Source organism: Glaciimonas sp. CA11.2, from assembly GCF_034314045.1.
Classification (GTDB): Bacteria; Pseudomonadota; Gammaproteobacteria; order Burkholderiales; family Burkholderiaceae_D; genus Glaciimonas.
Genome location: NZ_JAVIWL010000001.1, coordinates 2,967,074 through 2,987,210 on the forward strand (window position 1 = coordinate 2,967,074; position 20,137 = coordinate 2,987,210).

Here is a 20,137-nt window from a genome sequence, read left to right on the forward strand (position 1 = left end):
AATACGCAAGACGATCAAATATTGAATTGAGGAGAGATGCATGGGAAGTTGTCAACACGACCATAAGCACGCGCACCAGCATGACCCCGAGCGCGCACATTCGCAAGAACATGTGCAGGATCATGCCGAGCTCGCCCACGAGTGTGCCCACGCCCATCACGACCATGGTCCGGTTGCCACATCCACTAATGGTCAATCTGTCAATGCACCATTTTTGAGTGCCGGAGCGGCAGTTGGAAGCGCGGAAGCGGTGTTTTTAATTCAAAAGATGGATTGCCCGACGGAAGAAAAATTAATTCGTGACCGGTTTAAAAACATGGCCGGTATCGTCGGGATGCAGTTCAATCTGATCCAGCGCGAACTAACGGTGCAGCATCATCTGGATTCAGTAGCGAGCATTATCAGTTCTTTGAAGGCCCTTGATCTTGACCCGGCCCTGAAGTCCGACACGCTGACGGGAATAACCGGATTGAGCGCTGAACTCGGCGACGGCGCTTTTAAAATTGCGCGTAGTAAATGGCTATTGATCGGCGTGTCGGGGATCGCAGCCGTCGGTTCGGAAGTCGTAGCGTGGACTAGTGGCAATGAAACTTCCTGGTTCGTCATTGGATTGGCGCTGTTGGCAATTTTTACTGGTGGCCTGGATACGTTAAAAAAGGGCTGGATTGCGCTCCGGAATTTTTCGCTGAATATGAACTTCCTCATGTCGCTGGCCGTCATTGGTGCCGCGGTCATCGGCCAATGGCCAGAAGCGGCGGTGGTGATTTTCTTGTTCGCCTTGGCTGAAATGATCGAAGCGCTGTCGTTGGATCGCGCCCGTAATGCGATCAAGGGATTGATGGCAATGGCCCCGGATAAGGCGACGGTACAAGATGCAGCTGGCAGCTGGCAGGAAATTCCTACCGCTCAGGTCGTCATGGCAGCATTGGTCCGCGTCAGGCCAGGCGAACGCGTACCGCTTGACGGTATCGTCATGGCTGGTCAGACCACGATTAATCAGGCTCCGATAACCGGTGAGAGTATGCCGGTGGTCAAACAATCCGGTGATCAGGTATTTGCGGGCACAATCAACGAGCGTGGCGCATTTGACTATAAAGTCACGGCGCTACAAGCCAATTCGACCTTATCGCGCATCATCAAAAGTGTGCAACAGGCACAAGGCCAGCGCGCGCCAACGCAGCGCTTCGTGGATCAGTTTGCGCAGTATTACATTCCCGCCGTGGTGTTGATGGCATTGCTGGTGGCGGTGTTACCGCCGCTAGTGTTGGGGACCGCATTTTATCCATGGATTTATAAGGCTTTGGTATTGCTCGTGATTGCCTGTCCTTGCGCATTGGTGATCTCGACACCGGTGACGGTGGTGAGTGGACTAGCTGCGGCGGCCAAGCATGGTTTGCTCATAAAAGGTGGCGTGTATTTGGAAATGGGACGCAAGATCAAAGCCTTGGCGCTGGATAAAACCGGCACTTTGACTGTGGGTAAACCTGTGGTGACCGATACCCAATTAGCCCAGCCTCAAGACCCGACAGCGAACCTGATTGCATACCAGCGTTTGGCCGCTAGCCTTTCCCATCGCTCAGATCATCCGGTTTCAACCGCCGTGGCAGCGCATTGGCAGTTGACCAATGATGTCACCGATTTGATCGATGTTAGCGAGTTTGAGGCATTGACCGGTCTTGGTGTAAAGGGTCGTGTAGAAGGGCAGCTTTTCTATTTGGGCAATCACCGCATGGTCCACGATATGGGTATTTGTAGCCTGATACTAGAGGCGCAGTTAGAAGCCTTGGAGATGCAGGGGAAAACGACCATCGTCTTGTGTTCGGCCACCACACCATTATTGGTCCTGGCGGTCGCCGATACGGTCCGCGATACGAGTGTGGAGGCGATTACACAGTTGAAAGCGATAGGAATAGCGGCGGTCATATTGACCGGGGATAATCCGCACACCGCACAAGCTATCGGCGAGAAGGTTGGCATTGCAGACGCACGCGGCAATTTGTTGCCGGACGATAAATTAAACGCTATCAGCGATTTGATTAAGCGTTATGGCATGGTTGGAATGGTTGGCGATGGCATTAACGATGCGCCTGCTTTGGCAAAAGCAAACATTGGCTTTGCGATGGGTGCCGCCGGTACCGATACCGCACTTGAAACGGCGGATGTGGCACTCATGGATGATGACCTGCGCAAGATTCCCGACTTCATTCGTCTCAGCAAAAAAACGCATAACGTGCTGATGCAAAACATCACTCTGGCGCTCGGCATCAAAGCCGTATTTTTGGTGCTCGCCCTGACGGGGGAAGCGACGTTATGGATGGCCGTATTTGCCGATATGGGAGCAAGTTTGCTGGTGGTGTTTAACGGCTTACGTTTATTGCGGGCGTTCCGTTAGGGCGGTGAAAATTAACAATCAGACGAACGATTTATAAAAAATGGGCAGCTCAAAAGACCGCTGCCGCAATATCGATTGCCCCGTTTTAGGACGGAGCGGGGCAATCGTTTATTCAGCCGCTTGATCCGCAGCTAGTACGCGAATTTTTATATCCCCTAACGTGACGATTTGACCAGCGCGGATTTTACATGTCTTACGTAGCTCAACCTTGCCATCCACCGCTACGTCACCACTAGCGACGATCGCTTTGCCAGCGCCACCGCTGTCACACACGCCGGTTAATTTTAATAGTTGGTTAAGCTCGACGTATTCGCCATCGATATTAAATGTAAGCTGTTGCATTCAGGATTCCAATAATGATAAAAAGACGCTACGGGCAGATTTACTCGCATTCGTAGCGTTACTTCAATGGTAAGTCACTTCTGTCAGTGGGGAGGTTAAGTGGCACTTTTTATGGTATTCAATGAACAACTGGCGAGATCGCGGAGAGAACGAACAGGGCGATCACCGCTGCATAACCGACAATCCATGCAAGCGAGCGTTGTGATGATTTATCCATTAAATAGCACGCGGTATAGACCAGACGCGCTGCGATGAAGACTAGTGCCAGTGTGTTTAAGGTGTTTTGTGCTGCATGTACCTGATGCGCGATGATGACACCAGCGGCAAAAAAAGGAAATGCCTCAAAGTGATTGCGATGGGCAAAATCTGCCCGACGTCGTAATCCCGATTGCTTGTCAAGCCACGCACGTGGTTCGCTATTGTCAAAATCACGGCGACCCCATTTGGCAATGGCAACAGTGAAAGGGGCCATTAGTCCAGCAACAAGTACGCACCAGTAAGCGATGGTCATGAATACTCCACAATAAAAATCAGATAGTTTGTAAGGGGAGATGGTCATCATTTTGCAATGACGACCATGAGAAAGTTTTGGCAGGTTACAGCATTTGGGCATCAAAAGTATTGCATGCTGCAACTTGACCATTTGCAATACCTTGTTTGAACCAGCGTACCCGCTGCGCTGAAGTGCCATGGGTGAAAGAGTCGGGGACTATTTGCCCTTGGGCTTTCTGTTGTAGCGCGTCATCACCAATGGCATTGGCTGCGTTCAATGCGGCCTCTACGTCGCCTTGCTCCAAAATGTTTCGCTCTTTATTAGCATGAAAAGCCCATACGCCCGCGAGGCAGTCGGCCTGCAGTTCGACTTTGACGGACAGGGCGTTGGCTTGCTTTTCTGTTGCTGATCGCCGGGCTTTGTCAACTTTTTCCATAATCCCCAGAAGATTCTGGACGTGATGGCCGACTTCATGCGCGATGACGTACGCTTGGGCAAAATCGCCTGACACGTTAAAGCGTTGTTTCATCGTCTGGAAAAACGTCAAATCAATGTACACTTTTTGATCGCCAGGACAGTAGAAGGGGCCCGATGCGGTTTGGCCAGTCCCGCAGGATGTTGCGGTCGCGCCAGAAAATAATACCAGTTTAGGAGCGATGTAAGTTTTGCCTCCGGCGCGAAAAATTTCAGTCCATACATCTTCGGTGTCAGCCAGAACGGTTGATACAAATCGTGTAGTTTGGTCATTTGCAGGAGGCGCAAGCGGAGCACCTTGCTGCTGGGACTGGAGGGGTGCGCCGCCACCGCTGAGCAGATTGATGACTGTCATTGGACTGACGCCGAAGAAATAAGACGCTACCAGCGCGATCACAATGGTCCCTAGTCCAATCGACCGACCACCGCCAAAGCCACCACCGCCACCTGCGCCGCGACGGTCTTCGACATTATCACTTTCCCGGTTTCCATCCCATTTCATGGCGCGATCTCCCTTTTGACGGTCTGGATGATTTTAGCGGAATACTGATCAGGCAAGGTGTTCAAACCGTCAAGAAATTTAAAGTGACATGGCCACTACGCTATTTTTTAATATTATCCGTAGTCCGCATGTTCCGAACATACGCAAAAACCAGACAACATATCATCGACAGTAGGACAAGGTTGTATCGTTAAACTTGCGCTAATTTCATCCCAGCTTTTGATCATTTCCGCCGCGTCTGCATCAGGATTGCGTTGATTGACGGTTTTCATGTGCTCAAACCAATGCTCCTTTATCTGTTCAAATACAGGTTCAGTTATGCGGGTAGACCAATATTCAGGGTGATTTTCACGCGTTTTTTGATCAAAATTCCATAGGAAGTGTTCAATTTTTTTATATATACCAGTCGTTTCCAGGATAGAGATTGGATTACCTTGAAGTGTAGAACTCTCGTAATATTTTGCCGGAACTGAAAGAAAGGGAAGTGCTTCGACAAGTTGATTGACAAGCATGGTTGTGCGCTGCTGAGCGGCCCAGCGGTGTCCGTCGTCAGCGTCGAATCGTTTGGCAATAAGGATTGTGAGTGGATTGTTTCTGGGTAGCCGTCTTAATAACGCATGGTTATCTGCAGCCTCCTGTAATATATATTCGGTCGTTTCAACCGCCTGCTCCTGAAACGTTGGAAAACCGATACTGTTGATACTTTCACCCCAAAGCGCCTCCAACATCTGGCATAGCCTCGCATGGTCATCTTCAGATAAATTAGATAGATCACTCTTTTCGATCAAAATGTCGTGCCACATCCATCCGGTGTTTTGTCCCATTGGTGTTTTTGAGAAACCGCTGGATACCGCATCGCACCATATCTGTAAAGTCAGATTGGCGGGTAATTCCTCCAGAAGTGCGTCCCACTCTCGTTCTTTGACATTAATAGGACACGGTGGTGGCCCATTAATCGTTTGAAGTGAATAAGACGTGGGATCGTTCCTGCTGAGGCCGGACGCATACGCACCGGTTGAACCTGCGCTAGCAGGATAACAACTTTGCGTTGCCGCATTAACTGACAGTGCTTGTCCGATATAACAAGGTGAAGATACGCTTGTAATAGGCATAGGTGTCTTATTTCTCCTGATAAAAAAATAATAGTGTTCAGGATTTACATTACTTGTCTTTCACCTCGCATCTTTGTGCTTCGCATGGGGGCAGAAAGCGTACTGTAAAGCACAAACGTTTTGTCATAAAACTCGTGCGTTGATAGGGTGATCTAGAATCAGTTTGGTCGTACCGTCTGGTGATGTAGATATTGTGGAAAACTACATCGGAATAATAATCCGGACGAAAACCGCCCACCAAAGGTTTTCCTCTTTTTGGACCATTAATAGGGAAAAGACTTAGTTTCTCTAAGGCCACGCCATCGATGAACATCATCATGATTAATGGCATTGGTGTAAAAGTTCTCATAACGATGGTGAAACGAATCTTACGAGGGTGCACTGAGTCGTCATTGGCCTTTTTAAATCAGCGGCACGCAACCTTTGCAAATAATAAATTGATAGGTTAATTATCTTTTCATACACTCAATTGACGGTGCAATTACACGCATTTTGAGAAGGCCTCCGTACCTCAGCACTGAAACATACTGTGAAATAGTTGAACTTTTGCCTAGTGGCAAGTGACCAACAGATATCGTAGAAAATCAATTGATTGCAGTTGAAATTGCGGTTTATTCAATACAAGTTAGCTATTTGTCGTCAGTTTGAAGTTTAGTGCTGTATCTGCGTGTCATTTAAATTTTGTCATAGGGACGAATATTGATCGCATGGGCGTTAGATCGACAAGGCAAATTCCTGCAACATTCATAGAGGAGAAAGCATGTTTTATTGGATCGCAGCGCTGATCATTATTGGTATCGGCCTGATGACCTTGCGGGTCAATGCCTTGATATGGCTGGTGGCGATAGCACTCTGGATCGCTGCAGGCTTTGAGTTAGCGCGGATTGGCCTCGTCGCGACTATTCTGCTGTCGTTGTTATTAGTGGCACCTGCTTTGATGGTCGCTATTAAGCCGCTACGGATGCGCTTGTTAACCGTCCCGATTCTGAAGATTTTTAAAAGAATTCTCCCGCGCATGTCGCAAACCGAACGGGATGCCATTGAAGCGGGAACGACGTGGTGGGATGCCGAATTGTTTTCCGGTAAGCCGGATTGGAAGAAATTGCTGACGTTGGCACCGCCTGCCTTAAGCGAAGAAGAGCAGGCATTTCTCGACAATGAAGTGGAGCAGTTGTGTGGGTTGATTACAGATTGGGAAACCACCGAAGTGTGGCAAGATCTGCCGCCTCATGCCTGGCAATTTATCAAGGACAAGGGGTTTCTTGGAATGATCATTCCGAAGCAATACGGCGGCAAGGCTTTCTCGGCGTATATGCATTCGCAAGTGATCATGAAGTTATCCTCGCATTGCTCGGCGGCGGCGATTTCGGTGATGGTACCTAATTCGCTCGGTCCTGCTGAGTTATTGCTGGAATATGGCACTGATGCTCAAAAAGACCATTATCTGCCGCGCTTGGCGGCGGGGGACGAAATCCCCTGTTTTGCCTTAACGAGTCCTTACGCCGGTTCCGATGCTGCGGCAATTCCCGATATCGGGGTGGTTTGCCAAGGATTACATCAAGGTCAGCAAACTTTGGGATTTCGCGTCACTTGGGACAAACGATATATCACGTTAGGCCCGGTAGCGACGGTGCTGGGCCTGGCATTTCGGGTGCATGATCCTGACGGATTGCTATCTTCCGATGGCACCTTTGAGGTGCACGGAGAAGGCGATCTGGGGATAACCTGCGCATTAATTCCGACCAACCATCCCGGCGTCGTGACGGGACGTCGTCACTGGCCTTTAGATGCTGTATTTCAAAATGGACCGACTTCCGGCAAGGATGTCTTTATCCCACTGGATTGGGTCATCGGCGGAAGCGCACAGATTGGCAAAGGTTGGCACATGTTGATGGAATGTCTGGCCGCTGGTCGGGCCATTTCGCTCCCTTCTTCGACGGTAGGATTTTCAAAGATGGCGGTGCGTGGAACCAGCGCCTATGCGGCGATGCGCAATCAATTCAAAATTCCAATAGGCAAGTTTGAGGGCATTCACGAAATGCTGGCGCGCATGGGTGGCAATCTATATCTGATTGACGCCACGCGCAGGTTGTCGGCGCTGGCCGTGGATAGCGGCGAGAAGCCATCGGTGATTTCGGCGATTTCCAAATATCACGTGACCGAACGCGGTCGTGTGATTGTTAATGCAGGTATGGACATTCTCGGTGGCAAGGGAATCTGCATGGGGCCGAATAATTTTCTGGCGCGGACCTATCAACAAATACCGATTGCGATCACTGTTGAGGGCGCAAATATTCTGACGCGATGTCTGATTATTTTCGGTCAGGGTGCAATCCGTTGCCATCCTTATGTGCTGAAGGAAATGGCCGCTGCCACGGATCAGGACGATGGCAAAGCTTTGCAAGATTTCGATCAGGCTTTTTTCGGACATATCAGTTTTATTTTTGCTAATTTCGCCAGAACCTTGTTGGGCGGACTTTCTGCCGGAACGTGGCTGGCTGCACCAAAGGCAGCGCCGGTGGAACTGCGACATTTTTATCGTGCGGTGAATCGACTGTCGGCTGCGTTTGCTTTACTTAGCGATGCATCGATGTTTGCGCTTGGCGGTTCCCTCAAATTCCGTGAGCGGATTTCGGCAAGATTGGGCGACGTATTATCGCAACTGTATTTGATCTCCAGCGTACTCAAGCGCTATGAAGATGACGGTCGCCAACAAGATGATTTGCCCTACGTGCATTGGGCTGCGCAAGATGCTTTGTATCAAGCGCAAGAGGCTTATATCGGCGTGTTGGCGAATTATCCGAACCGACCTTTGGCGTTTATCCTGCGGCTTGTGGCTTTTCCCTTTGGATTATCGTACCAAAAACCATCTGATGCGCTTGATAGCACGCTGGCGCGGGCAATGCAAACCGATGGTGCTAGTCGTGATCGCCTGATTGCCGATATATTTTTACCTGATCATGCGCAAGCGCCGACTGCTTATGGTGAACTGGCATTCAAGTTAATTCCTGCAGTCAATGCGATTGAGGCGCGTCTGAAGCCAGCGATTAAGGACGGTAATCTAGCACCGATTCCGCAAAGTTTGATTGAAATGCAGCACTGGATTGCGGAGGCCATGGCTGGTGGATTTATCACTGAGGAGGAAAATGTTGTGTTGAGTGATTTTGCACATTGCGGCGACATCAGTGTTCAGGTAGATGATTTTCCGCAGGATTTGAACCGGTTGGAAGCACTCCAAAAAAGACAGCAACTGAACCAGCTTCAGCAATATCACCAGTAGGATTTACATAAGTCCTAATCAATAGAGTTGGATTGAATAGGCGATTAATATTAAAGGATTGTGACGAGGAGGATATATTCAAAAGTGATGTCCCTGCAAAATCAAATTAAACCAACACATTAGTGCAACAAATTAGAGTATTAAGTTCAAGCAGTAGAAATACCCACAGTATTATTGAATAGAAACTCATAATGACCACATTGACCAAACCGGGCGTTAGATTGCGTCCTCTCGAACGGAATGATCTACATTTCGTCCATCAACTCGATAATAACAGTCACATCATGCGGTACTGGTTCGAGGAGCCTTATGAAGCCTATGTCGAACTGGTTCAACTTTACGACCAACACGTTCATGATCAGGGTGAACGGCGGTTTATCTTAGAGAGCGATGCGGGAGAGATGGTCGGTTTAGTGGAGCTGGTTGAAATCAATTATATTCACCGACGCGCAGAGTTTCAGATTATCGTCGCTCCCGCAGCGCAGGGAAAGGGGTATGCAGAACTCGCTTGTCGGTTGGCGATTGAGTACGCGTTTTGCGTACTCAATTTATACAAACTTTATCTATACGTCGACAAAGAAAACCTTAAGGCTATCCACATCTACGACAAATGTGATTTTACTTTAGAGAGCGAATTGCGGAGCGAATTTTTCGTCAATGGCGAATACCGCGATGCGATCAGAATGTGTATGTTTCAGGTGGAGTATTTGGAGAAGCGACAGCGTTGAGCTATTTGCTGTGGGTAGCGATTAGCGATTAAATGAGCAACCCAATCGCCAATTATCTTTGAGGTTTTAAATCAAATATGATGTGGTCATCGTGGGTTAACGATGACCAAAACTAAACAGATGTGTACTTTACTTAATTAGAATTTAATTTTAGCTTGATCGGCAGTAAATCCTCAGTCCCGCTCCGGCGCAATCATCTCCACATAATCGTAAAGCTCACCCAAAATCTCCTCGCCGCGCTCGTCGGCGGTTTCTGACAGGGCATCGATAGACGCAAAAAAGTCATCGATGTTGCGTGCGCCGCCTTTGCCGTCAAACAGGCGTGCGGCGCGGTGATCCTGCCATCGCTGACTTTCCTGTTCCGACAAGGTTTGTGGAAAGTTGCGGGCACGATAGCGGAACACCAGTTCTTCCAGTCGCTGATCGTCAAAATGGGGCACTGTGGCACTCAGCTTTTGTGGAGACATCGCACGCAAGTCGTTTAGCGTGCGGCGATCGTTGTTGCCGATAAAACCGCCATACAAATCTTCATCTACATCGACAGGAGCGTCGGCCGGGCGCTGGAATACTTGCCTCCACAATGTCATTAGATCCGGTGCTCTTGCTGCTATATCAGCGTGTGTGAGCACCAAGTCACGATCTATGCCCCATTTGGCGGTCATTTCCGGTGATAAAGTCTTTAGGTTGCTGATGACCATCGGCGACTTGTTGATATGGATCGACTTTAATGGTAAACGTGTCATTCCCTCCGGCAAATCGGCAGTTTTACTAAACAGACGCGTGCGAACGATTTCCGGATCAAGATCGAATAACTCGCTTGGATCAAAGGCCAGATTCCATGCCAATATCTCGTTTTTATTCGTCGGATGCACGCCAAGCGGCCACATCACGGCAATACAACCTTGCTCTGCTGGGAACATGCCAGAAATATGCAAGAACGGTTTTTTTGTCGTCAAACCTAGCTCCGCTGCAACCCGATCTTTTTTATGTAATCCCAGACAAAAGTCGAATAACTTAGGCTGATGTTGACGAATTAATCGGGCCAAAGCGATGGTGGCGCGCACGTCTGAAAGCGCATCATGTGCGGCCTCGTGACTTAGCCCGTTGGCGGCGGTTAAATGCTCCAGACGAAAACTCGGCCGGCCTTCGTCATTGATGGGCCACTGTATGCCTTCCGGGCGCAGCGCATACGCGGTACGCACGACGTCCAGAATGTCCCATCGCCCGCAATTATTTTGCCACTCACGTGCATAAGGATCAATCAGATTGCGCCAAAACATGAACCGCGTAATTTCATCATCGAAGCGAATCGTGTTGTAACCCACACCAATCGTGCCTTCTTGTGAAAAGGCGCGTTCAATCTCAGCTGCAAACTGGAACTCAGGGACGCCACGTTCCAGACATTGCTGCGGCGTGATATGCGTAATCAGGCACGACTGCGGATCGGGCAGAAAATCTGGGGCGGGTTTGCAATAAAGCATGATCGGATCGCCGATTTCATTCAACTCGGCATCAGTGCGAATTGCCGCAAACTGGGCCGGGCGGTCTCGTCGCGGCTGCGCGCCAAAAGTTTCGTAGTCGTGCCAGAGAAAGGTGTGATTGGACATCAATATTGGATTTTGTAGGGAAAGATTGAGCGGGAATGGTTAGTAAATGTTGCATGCTGCACAGTTCTTTTATAACAACTAGCCTCTTTTTACAACAATTGAAGCGTTCTACTAAAAAGCCGAAAGTCGAGGTGTTAGCCCCTGGAATTCACAAAGCTGATAACTGCTATCGGGATTCGAAATTGGTACTTTTCCCTGTAAACGCTATTGTGATGGTGCGCCGCAACAATTGTAAGCCGTTTGCGGTAATTATTGAAATAGGAAAATATCATGTCTACGATGACCATTAGCACCACCCGCGCAGCACAATCAAGCAGTTTTTTCGGCAGCATTGCATCTTTCTTCAAGCGCATCGGTAACGCGTACGAACTGTCGGAAGCCGCACGTAAAGAAGCGTATTTATCAGAAGCAGCCGATTTGTACGATTTGGAATATCGCATTCGTCAATTGGATCGCGAGACCGTACAGTCAGCAGCATGGATGAAGGGTTACTAACTCTTCGTCATTTTAAGACGTATCCGGGAAGTCTTTCCTGAAAGTAGTGCGTCAGTAAATAGTTGTCCATGTTGAAAAGCTGATTTGACGCGCCGCAATGGCGAATGCATCAGTTGGTTCCTCCACCCATGATTGCGACACGCATTGCGTGTAGCGCGCACCTATTGTCACATTAGGGCACGCCCAACGTTGATCATCGCTGCGAACCTGTAATATCGTAATGCGCGTGACGCTACCGTTACGTCGTTAGTTTGACTTTGCCAACAGCGAGAAATGCTCGACTGTTGGCGGTACGGCAAATAACGGTCCCACAATCCCCCGCCATTCGGCAAATGCGGCAGACTCCCGAAAATCCACTGTGTGGTTTTCTAATGTCTCCCAATAAATCATCAATACATAACGTTCTGGTGACTCTATCCCTTTGTGTATTTTAAAGCCTGAAAAGCCCTTGGCTTTGCTGATGGCTTCTGCTACGCCACGTTGAATCGCTATGTCAAATTCGGCTTGTTTGCCAGGTTGAATGCGGATGTCTGCGAGTTCAAGAATCATGTTGGCTCCGTTTATTTTGTGTGATTGAATACAAGGCCTAATTGTCGCATTTTTGGAGGGCGGCCGAGGAATGGCTTTAAATTTTGTATTTGATAGTACTGAAGGTTGACCTATCTATAATAGTCAGCGGTTATAGTTGCCGGGAACTAAGCGATATGGTTGTATTGCTACCAGGAAATTAAACCAGATGGCGTGAATAGGCATAGATTAGGCATAGATATTGCTAAAGGTAGTTGGTCAGGATAGTGCTTAAAATAGTTCACACAATGACATCTGTATTACATTCTTTTCCTTCACATCATTCACCGGGATCCACAATGAAATTCAAAAAAATATTGTTGCTGTCATCTGTTTATGTCATGGCGCTGGCCGCTCAAAGCGCGCATGCGGATGCGCTGGCAGATATTCAGAAGTCAGGTGTTCTCCGTATCGCTGTACCGCAGGATTTTCCGCCTTATGGCTCGGTTACCTCGGATATGCAGTTGCAAGGATTAGATATTGATGTCGCAAAACTACTAGCTAAAGGTCTCGGTGTGAAGGCCGAGCTTATTCCGGTGGGCAGTGCTAATCGCATGGCTTATTTGCAAACGCGTAAAGCGGATTTAGTTGTTTCTTCTCTGGGTAAAAATGCAGAGCGCGAGAAGGTCATCAGTTTTTCGCAACCCTACGCACCATTCAACAATAGCCTTTATGGTGCAGCGGACATTAAAGTGACGAATGCGGCCGAATTAGCCAATCAGACTGTGGGCGTTGCACGCGGTACTTTTGAGGATACATTGTTATCGGACAGCGTTCCAAAAAGCACTGTGATGAAGCGCTACGAAGACAACAATACGCTGATTTCGGCCTATATCTCGGGACAAGTGCGGTTGATCGGTACCGGTGACTTTGTAGCTATCACAATCGGCGAAAAAGATCCCAAGCACAAACCGGTCATGAAATATATTATTCAGGAATCCAAGTGCTTGGTCGGTATGAATAAGGACGAACCAGCTCTTATGGCCAAGGTTAACGACGTTTTGACCAAGTCTAAAAAATCAGGTGAATTGAATGCCATTGTTAAAAAATGGCTGAACGTTCCTTTGCCTGATAAATTGGCGAACGCTTACGAGTAAGCAGACAGGCTGCTTAAGTCCCATGCAGCCAGTTCGATATCCAGCCATCTGATCGGTATTTTGCGTTTAATGTTCCTCTGTGTACCGGCGACCTGTCTTAGCCGGTACAGTGGACAAGCTGGTTGCTGAGACACTATGGTAAGTCATACGGGTACTTAGGTTGTGCGGATATTGAGCTGAACCAGATTTTTTAAAATCACGTTCGCTTGGGGATCGCAAGACCTTTAATAACCGCCGGACGCGTAACGAAAGTATTAAGCGCGCGTGTCACGTGGGGGAAGTCAGTGATGCCGACCAGATCAGCGGCCTCATAAAAACCAATCAAATTGCGTATCCACGGAAAGATCGCGATGTCAGCGATGGTATAAGACTCACCCATAATCCAGGTGCGGTCTGCGAGTCGCCGATTTAATACATCCAGCAGACGTTTGGATTCTGCAACATAGCGGTCACGTGGACGCTTGTCTTCATACTCTTTGCCAGCGAATTTATTAAAGAAGCCGAGTTGCCCAAACATCGGCCCAATTCCACCAATCTGGAACATTAACCATTGAATGGTTTCATAGCGTCCAGCAGTATCCTGCGGCATAAACTGCCCACTCTTTTCCGCGAGATAGATCAGAATGGCGCCAGATTCAAATAGCGCGAGTGGTTTGCCATCTGGACCGTTGGGATCTAGTATCGCTGGAATTTTGTTATTCGGATTGAGCGATAAAAACTCAGGTGACAGTTGATCATTGGTCTCGAAATTGACGAGGTGTGGCTCGTAAGCCAGACCAGTCTCTTCCAGCATGATCGAGGCCTTGACGCCGTTTGGCGTTGGCAGAGAATAGAGTTGAATTCGATTAGGATGCCTGGCTGGCCATTTTTGCGTTATCGGGTAAGGTGAAAGATCAGCCATGATGGGTCCTTTAGAGTGTTATTGGGAGGTTTGTATATGCTAAAAATCGAAGTCAGAAAGACCATCGACTTAACGACAGCCCTATAGAATATCGGAAATAGCTTTCATCTGAGAAATTTGGGCTGAATTGAACGATTCAGGCACAATAACGATACCAATCCTTTTAAGTGATGGCGTTCTCAAAGACCAAGTGCAACACCTTCTGCTGTAAGGTGCCGCCATGGCGAAAATTTACAAACATTTAACTACTCAGGAACGCGCCGTCGTCATGACCATGCGCGACGACCTGTGCTCCACCCGATCCATTGCTAAACGCCTTTGCCGTTCAGCCAGCACGATTAGCCGCGAACTCAAACGCACCAGCGGTGCCGGCGTCTACGATGCCAATCTGGCCCACGCACAATGCCAGGCGCGTCGTGTCCTGCCGCGACGTCTTCCCAAACTGCACGCGGACGGGGCCTTGTTCCAGGTCGTCCGGCATCAGCTAAAACTCCTCTGGTCGCCGCAGCAAATAGCGCGCAAACTCAGGGCCCTTTGGCCCGACAATTCTGAGAAATCTGTGTCCCACGAGACCATCTACAACGCCATCTACTTGCACCCACGCGGCGAACTCAAGCGTGAGCTGATTGCCTGCCTGCGTCACCACAACCAGGTCCGTAAGCCACGCAGCCGTGGCACCGATCGCCGGGGTCAGATCCCAGATATGCAGAGCATCCACATCCGGCCTCCAGAGGTCGAGGACCGCCTCATTCCCGGCCATTGGGAAGGGGACTTGATCAAGGGTGCCGGCAACCGCTCATCGGTGGGCACGCTGGTCGAGCGCACGACCGGCTTTGTGGTGCTCGCCAAGATGGACAACGCAACCACCAAAGCGGTCGTCGACAGCTTCTCGGCGGTGCTCAACCGCGAGCCGGCAGCGATGCGCAAGACCATGACTTACGACCAAGGGCGCGAGATGCACGGCCACAAAATCCTCACCGAGCGCACCGGTGTTCAGATCTATTTCGCCGACCCGCACAGCCCTTGGCAGCGCGGGTCAAATGAAAATACCAACGGCTTGTTGCGCCAATACATGCCCAAGGGTTCGGACCTGTCGATCTACTCTCAGGACGAACTCGACGCCATCGCCTTGTCGCTCAATACGCGTCCAAGAGCAAGGCTCGATTATGAGTCGCCACTCGTCGTTTATACTCAGCACATCGCGTTGCTACAACATCCGACTGACACTGTTAATTAACCCAGTGTTGCGCTTGGTATTTGAAACCGCCGATTCTTTATGTATCTCCCCAAACATTTTGCAGAACCTAGCGTGGAAGTGATGCACGATCTCATTCGCGCTCATCCTTTATCCACGCTGATTACGATGACCGCAGATGGGATTGAGGCAAACCATATTCCATTGTTGCTATCGGCGCAGCCGGGTCCTTTCGGTACATTGTATGGACATGTGGCACGGGCGAATCCGCTTTGGCAGATATATCAAAAAGAATGTGAAATACTGGCAGTTTTCAGTGGCCCGAATGCGTATATTTCGCCAACGTGGTACGCGACCAAAAAAGAGCACGGTAAAGTTGTCCCGACCTGGAATTATGCGGTTACCCATGCTTATGGCACATTGCGTGTAATTGATGATGCCGTGTGGCTGCGCAGTCATCTTACGGCACTTACCGCTAATAACGAGGCCAATTTGCCTACGCCGTGGGCGGTTGAAGATGCGCCTCATGATTACACTGAAAAGATGATTTCGGCCGTTGTTGGCATTGAAATTACTATTACGCGTTTAATTGGCAAGTGGAAAGTAAGCCAGAATCAGTCCACACAAAATCGTGCAACTGTCATTGAGGCGCTGAATGCCAGCGGCGGGGCGCAAGCAGTTTCTATGGCGATGCTTATCCGTGATGCCGCTAAAAAAAATTGATGCCAGTTATCGCGTCGCCGTTATTTATAATGGGCATTGTGTGACTTGCCCCGTTACGAATCATTGATATTAATGTTCGACAACATATAAACTTTGTCTATTCGTCTTTGATTGCCTATGCTGTAAATATCACTTATAGGTGAAGGAGATTGTTATGTTAGCCCGACAAAGACTCTATTTCATGTTGCCTGACGTGTTGAGTGCGCGTGGCATGTTGGATGAACTGCTGTTAGCGCGTATCGAAATTCGGCACATGCATTTCTGGGCAGCCGAGGGAACCCTGCCGGATGACATGCCCGACGCAAATATCTGGCATAAAACGGATCTGACACATGGTGCGCAAAACGGCATGATTATGGGCGGCGTTATGGGGTTTTTAGGCGGGATATGGCTGGTCTATTTTCCTCCAGACTGGGTTCATCTCAACATGCTCGCGATAGTCGTCTCAACAATTGCCGGTATCATACTCGGCGGTTGGATGTCAGGAATGGCGGCAGCGGCGTTACCCAATTCGCGGTTAGAAAATTTTCAGGGTGATATCGCTAGCGGTAAGGTATTGTTGCTAGTGGATGTTCCGTTCAAAAAAGTACACGCTATTGAGGATTTAATCCAAAAAAGGCATCCGGAAGCAAAATTTGGTGGTGTCGAATCACATATTCCAGTATTTCCTTAAAGCATAGAAGTGGCAGAGGGAACTAAAAACCTCGAATGGTTTGTTCGGGGTTTTTTTTCCAATTTTTTTGTCTTAAGCGATCAATCTTTGTTTCTCTCAAGACTTACGCAATGAGAGCCTGAAATTTTTTTATTCAAGAGACTAGCAATGGTGAATCTACGCATTTGGTTCGCTGGCGGCGACTTAACCTCGTCAATGACAAAACGCAAGCAATGTTGCTTACTTTTGTGGGCATGTCGAATCAGCGCCGTGATGCACGGCGCTTGCAATTCAATGGAGGTACTTCGATAGTCCATGAAAAAGCAGCCGTACGTCATAAAACAGCAAACAAATTTCGGTGCAACTTACAAAAATAATTGCTTGAATGGCTGCCGGATAGCGCCGCGACAATGCGTTAAATTGATTGTCGTAAAGACGAATGAAGCGCGCTCGGTTGCACAATAATACAAGACCCGTTCCCATAATTGCGCCAGCAATAATGTCGGTCGTGTAGTGCAAACCCAGATAAATCCGGGGTAGGGCTATAAAAAGCAGAACATAAATGTAAGTGTAGATTCCAAATATTCTTGAAATCAAAAATATGCCTGTGGCGAAGCCAAAAAATAGCGCCGCATGATCGCTAGGAAAAGAGTTCCAAATATACAAATCCTGACTTTCCGGCGGTGGCAACCCAACATAATCGTAATGAGTGAGTAGCAGGTTTGCGATCGGACGCGGTTGAAATTGGCCGAGATTGTTGACGCCTCGAGCAATGCCAGCAGCGATGATGCAGCCTATAAGCGTTGCAATAATAATTCTGCGAGTATTTAATTTTGAGTCATTTTCTCTTAACCAAAAAAACCAAATCACTCCCATAAAAGGAAAGCCTTTCACCAGGTCCGAACCAGCCATGTAGTGAAGGATTTGGTTGAAGGCTGCTGAAGCGGTTGTGTATTGTCCTAGCCAGTTGAACACCGCCAGATTTAAAGAATTGTTCCACATTTTCCCCTTCCTTCCCTTAACAATTTAGTTAAACGATCAGGTTAAATTTACCAATTTTTATTTTTTTGGGCAAGATACTGGATGCAAGCTCCCTGCAGCCCGTATTTTTTCTTAAACGGTGAACAGCGCTTTTGTACATTGTGGTTTTTACAGCATTCTAGCTTGCTATAACGGTAACAATTATTCGTAAAGCATCAAGCGGCAGACCTATTTTGTTAAGCCATGGTGCGCGCCCTCTTATGCAAATAAAAATAAGGTAACGAAATTATTTCGATAGCCTCGCAGAAAGGTTTCTATACAGAATATTTTATTACTCATTTGCAATGCAGGGCCTTGCAGAGGCTAGCGCCAATGCGTTTTCTTTACTTCAATTGCTGAAAATAAGGATACGCCGATAGCGGGAAATTTTCAAAAAAATATTGCATTGCAACAAAGAAACATTTAATAAAATGAGAGCTGGAGTTATGACCGGCGCATCGGACCAGCCCACGAGAATTTCATTGTCGTAGTATTTAATATAACGAGTTTTCAAGCCTAATTGAACGCCAAAGAAATCGAACCAGCAACTATTTTATTTCATCAAAATCTACTTTTTTGTTTTTTTGACTGCGACATAATTGCCTAAATTTAATAATACAAGGGCTAATTGATTGCACCTAAGGATTCAGGCTCTATTACTCCACTTATTCGCGAATATTATTTTGATTGTTTTTACATAAAAATAAAAATTCTTGTTTTTTTACTATTTTGAATATATCCTACATTCATTAGATGCTTAATTGATAATTAAAAATTAATATTCAACCTTGTTTTTAGTAGAAGAAATGCCTCAAGAAGGATTATTTTGCGGCCTCGCACCATAGCAGAATTTTATGATGCTGACCTTTCGATCATGCGCTTTTAAAAAATAGTAGCAAAAATGACAAAAGAATTTGATGGTTTAGCAAACAATAATTTTTATGCTGCAATCATGGCAGTGTAGTCATGTATTTTGTATAAAAATTTAAGCGATGGCAGGGTAACTAATTGCTATCATCCCTCACTGGGCAATTGAACATATCCAGCATTCTTCATTTAAAGTAATTCGCTTCAATTTGCAATTTTCTTAATTTCGAGTAGTTCGCACCGCCTCAACGTTCCAACAATTACGCATAAATCTCAATGGTTTCTTTTGCCACCTATTTTAGGTAGGAGAGGTGCTTATTTAACAATTCCAAAGCGCTAATTTTGTATTTATTTTCGTTTTTCTTGATGCAACCGGTCGGTTTACAAGGGTAAGAAAATGAACAGATGTTTTAAGCAACTCCCACGTGCTAAACGCTTGTCATGGAAAGTCATTTTCCTGATGCCGGTATATTCCTGCATGACGGCTTCTGCCGCCACTAACGATCTGGTTCCAACCGACGTCATACCACTGCCCGAAATTATGATATTGCCGCCTGACACTATTACTCCATATGCCGGGGTTGGGGTGACTTACGATAACAATGTATTGCGCTTGCCAAATGCGGCAGCGGGACAGGCCCTCGGGATCGGAAGCGGTCTGTCGGACGTGACGCGCCGGGCTGAAGTTGGCGTTGGTCTTGATGAAAAAATCGGGCAGCAACATGTAACTGCAAATGCAGATATCGCAAAAGTCAATTACAACCGCTTTACCGAACTTGATCACCTCGACAAGAATGCATCCGGCAACTTGAACTGGCATGTAGGTAATCACGTTGAAGGAAATGTTGGGGCAAGCTACTCACAGGGACTTACCCCTTTTGTCGATTTTCATCAACTGGCACAGAATATCCGGACGCAGGTAAATGAGTATGCGGATGCAGCTTGGCTATTCCACCCAAGTTGGCGGGTCAACGCCGGTCTCGTGCATACCGACTTATCCTATGACCTTGCATCGCAGAACGCGCTGAACAACAAGCAGAATCAAGAGCTTATCGGGCTTGATTATCTGGCCGCCAGCGGCAGCACCTTCGGACTTCAATTGCGTCATACGCGCGCCAATTTTCCGAATCCGCAGCAGGATGGAAATTTTTTCATTAACAACAGCTACGATCAAAATGAGGTCAAAGCGAAGATCGATTGGCTGGCTACGGGCATCACCCGCGTGCATTTTTTAGGGGGATGGGTGAGCCGTAAGCAGGACGCATTTTCGGTCCGGAATTTCAGCGGAATTAATTCCCGGCTTTCTGTCGACTGGTCGCCGACCTCAAAAGTCGATGTTACTGTTTCTGCCTGGCGAGAGATCGGGGCCGTAGATGATCTTACCTCTGTCTACTCTCTGAATCGTGGCGCAAGCGCCGCTGCCAGTTGGCATTATTCCGAAAAAATCCGACTCGTAGCGCAGTACAAATACGAAAAAAGAGACTTCAGCCAATCGACTGACTCGGGTGCACTCGGTGTTGACCCCAATGACGCATTGCGCAATCTGGCGCTGACTTTGGTGTATAAGCCGACGCTACGTTGGGAGATTCAGTTATCAGCCACCCGCAGTACGCAGACTGTATCAAATTTTAACGGCGGTTATTCAAGCAATGCAGTAGTACTCAATACGCGTTATATCTTTTAGAGGGGC

At 47.9% G+C, this 20,137-nt stretch carries 17 protein-coding genes; 9 read left to right on the forward strand and 8 right to left on the reverse strand.

Going from position 1 to position 20,137, the window contains the following annotated elements; all coding sequences use genetic code 11:
* Positions 1-40 precede the first annotated feature (40 nt).
* Positions 41-2,392 carry a heavy metal translocating P-type ATPase gene (locus tag RGU75_RS12810; protein ID WP_322236483.1) on the forward strand — a complete coding sequence of 784 codons (2,352 nt, stop codon included), beginning with the start codon at positions 41-43 and terminating at the stop codon, positions 2,390-2,392.
* A 108-nt stretch (positions 2,393-2,500) separates the two neighbouring features.
* Here RGU75_RS12810 and RGU75_RS12815 read toward each other — a convergent pair whose 3' ends face one another.
* From RGU75_RS12815 to RGU75_RS12830, 4 genes are all read right to left on the reverse strand, one after another.
* Positions 2,501-2,734 carry an RNA-binding S4 domain-containing protein gene (locus tag RGU75_RS12815; RefSeq protein ID WP_322236485.1) on the reverse strand — a complete coding sequence of 78 codons (234 nt, stop codon included), beginning with the start codon at positions 2,732-2,734 and terminating at the stop codon, positions 2,501-2,503.
* 118 nt (positions 2,735-2,852) lie between these two features.
* Positions 2,853-3,245 (reverse strand): MAPEG family protein, encoded by a 393-nt coding sequence (locus tag RGU75_RS12820; RefSeq protein ID WP_322236487.1) that lies wholly within the window; start codon positions 3,243-3,245, stop codon positions 2,853-2,855.
* Positions 3,246-3,330: 85 nt separating this feature from the next.
* On the reverse strand, positions 3,331-4,203 hold the full coding sequence (locus RGU75_RS12825) for a neutral zinc metallopeptidase (RefSeq protein WP_322236488.1): 873 nt from the start codon (positions 4,201-4,203) through the stop codon (positions 3,331-3,333).
* A gap of 113 nt (positions 4,204-4,316) precedes the next feature.
* Positions 4,317-5,027: a hypothetical protein gene (locus RGU75_RS12830; RefSeq protein WP_322236491.1), complete on the reverse strand. Its 711-nt coding sequence runs from the start codon at positions 5,025-5,027 to the stop codon at positions 4,317-4,319.
* A 1,048-nt stretch (positions 5,028-6,075) separates the two neighbouring features.
* On the opposite strand from RGU75_RS12830, the gene RGU75_RS12835 reads away from it, so the two are divergent.
* The gene (locus RGU75_RS12835; RefSeq protein ID WP_322236493.1) at positions 6,076-8,595 is read left to right on the forward strand and encodes an acyl-CoA dehydrogenase; all 2,520 of its coding nucleotides are present in this window, start codon (positions 6,076-6,078) and stop codon (positions 8,593-8,595) included.
* 191 nt (positions 8,596-8,786) lie between these two features.
* The gene (speG, locus tag RGU75_RS12840; RefSeq protein WP_322236495.1) at positions 8,787-9,323 is read left to right on the forward strand and encodes a spermidine N1-acetyltransferase; all 537 of its coding nucleotides are present in this window, start codon (positions 8,787-8,789) and stop codon (positions 9,321-9,323) included.
* Positions 9,324-9,496: 173 nt separating this feature from the next.
* Here speG and sbcB read toward each other — a convergent pair whose 3' ends face one another.
* Positions 9,497-10,930, reverse strand: coding sequence for an exodeoxyribonuclease I (gene sbcB / locus RGU75_RS12845; RefSeq protein WP_322236496.1), 1,434 nt, complete (start codon positions 10,928-10,930; stop codon positions 9,497-9,499).
* A gap of 270 nt (positions 10,931-11,200) precedes the next feature.
* Between sbcB and RGU75_RS12850 the strand changes: the two genes are divergently transcribed.
* Complete coding sequence (locus RGU75_RS12850; RefSeq protein WP_322236498.1) at positions 11,201-11,425, forward strand: DUF3563 family protein; 225 nt, start codon at positions 11,201-11,203, stop codon at positions 11,423-11,425.
* Between the two features lie 246 nt (positions 11,426-11,671).
* Here RGU75_RS12850 and RGU75_RS12855 read toward each other — a convergent pair whose 3' ends face one another.
* On the reverse strand, positions 11,672-11,974 hold the full coding sequence (locus RGU75_RS12855) for an antibiotic biosynthesis monooxygenase (protein ID WP_322236500.1): 303 nt from the start codon (positions 11,972-11,974) through the stop codon (positions 11,672-11,674).
* Positions 11,975-12,291: 317 nt separating this feature from the next.
* Here RGU75_RS12855 and RGU75_RS12860 point away from each other — a divergent pair, with 317 nt between their 5' ends.
* Complete coding sequence (locus RGU75_RS12860; RefSeq protein WP_322236501.1) at positions 12,292-13,089, forward strand: transporter substrate-binding domain-containing protein; 798 nt, start codon at positions 12,292-12,294, stop codon at positions 13,087-13,089.
* A gap of 196 nt (positions 13,090-13,285) precedes the next feature.
* Here the strand turns inward: RGU75_RS12860 and RGU75_RS12865 are convergent, their stop codons facing one another.
* Positions 13,286-13,990, reverse strand: coding sequence for a glutathione binding-like protein (locus RGU75_RS12865; protein ID WP_322236504.1), 705 nt, complete (start codon positions 13,988-13,990; stop codon positions 13,286-13,288).
* A gap of 220 nt (positions 13,991-14,210) precedes the next feature.
* Here RGU75_RS12865 and RGU75_RS12870 point away from each other — a divergent pair, with 220 nt between their 5' ends.
* From RGU75_RS12870 to RGU75_RS12880, 3 genes are all read left to right on the forward strand, one after another.
* A complete protein-coding gene (locus RGU75_RS12870; protein WP_322234666.1) occupies positions 14,211-15,227 on the forward strand; it encodes an IS30 family transposase in 1,017 nt (338 codons plus the stop codon).
* 39 nt (positions 15,228-15,266) lie between these two features.
* A complete protein-coding gene (locus RGU75_RS12875) occupies positions 15,267-15,908 on the forward strand; it encodes an FMN-binding negative transcriptional regulator (RefSeq protein ID WP_322236506.1) in 642 nt (213 codons plus the stop codon).
* 154 nt (positions 15,909-16,062) lie between these two features.
* Positions 16,063-16,581, forward strand: a complete 519-nt coding sequence (locus RGU75_RS12880; RefSeq protein ID WP_322236508.1) for a DUF1269 domain-containing protein — start codon at positions 16,063-16,065, stop codon at positions 16,579-16,581.
* Between the two features lie 270 nt (positions 16,582-16,851).
* Here the strand turns inward: RGU75_RS12880 and RGU75_RS12885 are convergent, their stop codons facing one another.
* The gene (locus RGU75_RS12885; protein WP_322236509.1) at positions 16,852-17,562 is read right to left on the reverse strand and encodes a phosphatase PAP2 family protein; all 711 of its coding nucleotides are present in this window, start codon (positions 17,560-17,562) and stop codon (positions 16,852-16,854) included.
* Between the two features lie 1,282 nt (positions 17,563-18,844).
* On the opposite strand from RGU75_RS12885, the gene epsL reads away from it, so the two are divergent.
* Positions 18,845-20,131: an XrtB/PEP-CTERM-associated polysaccharide biosynthesis outer membrane protein EpsL gene (epsL, locus tag RGU75_RS12890; protein WP_322236511.1), complete on the forward strand. Its 1,287-nt coding sequence runs from the start codon at positions 18,845-18,847 to the stop codon at positions 20,129-20,131.
* The last annotated feature ends 6 nt before the right edge of the window (positions 20,132-20,137 follow it).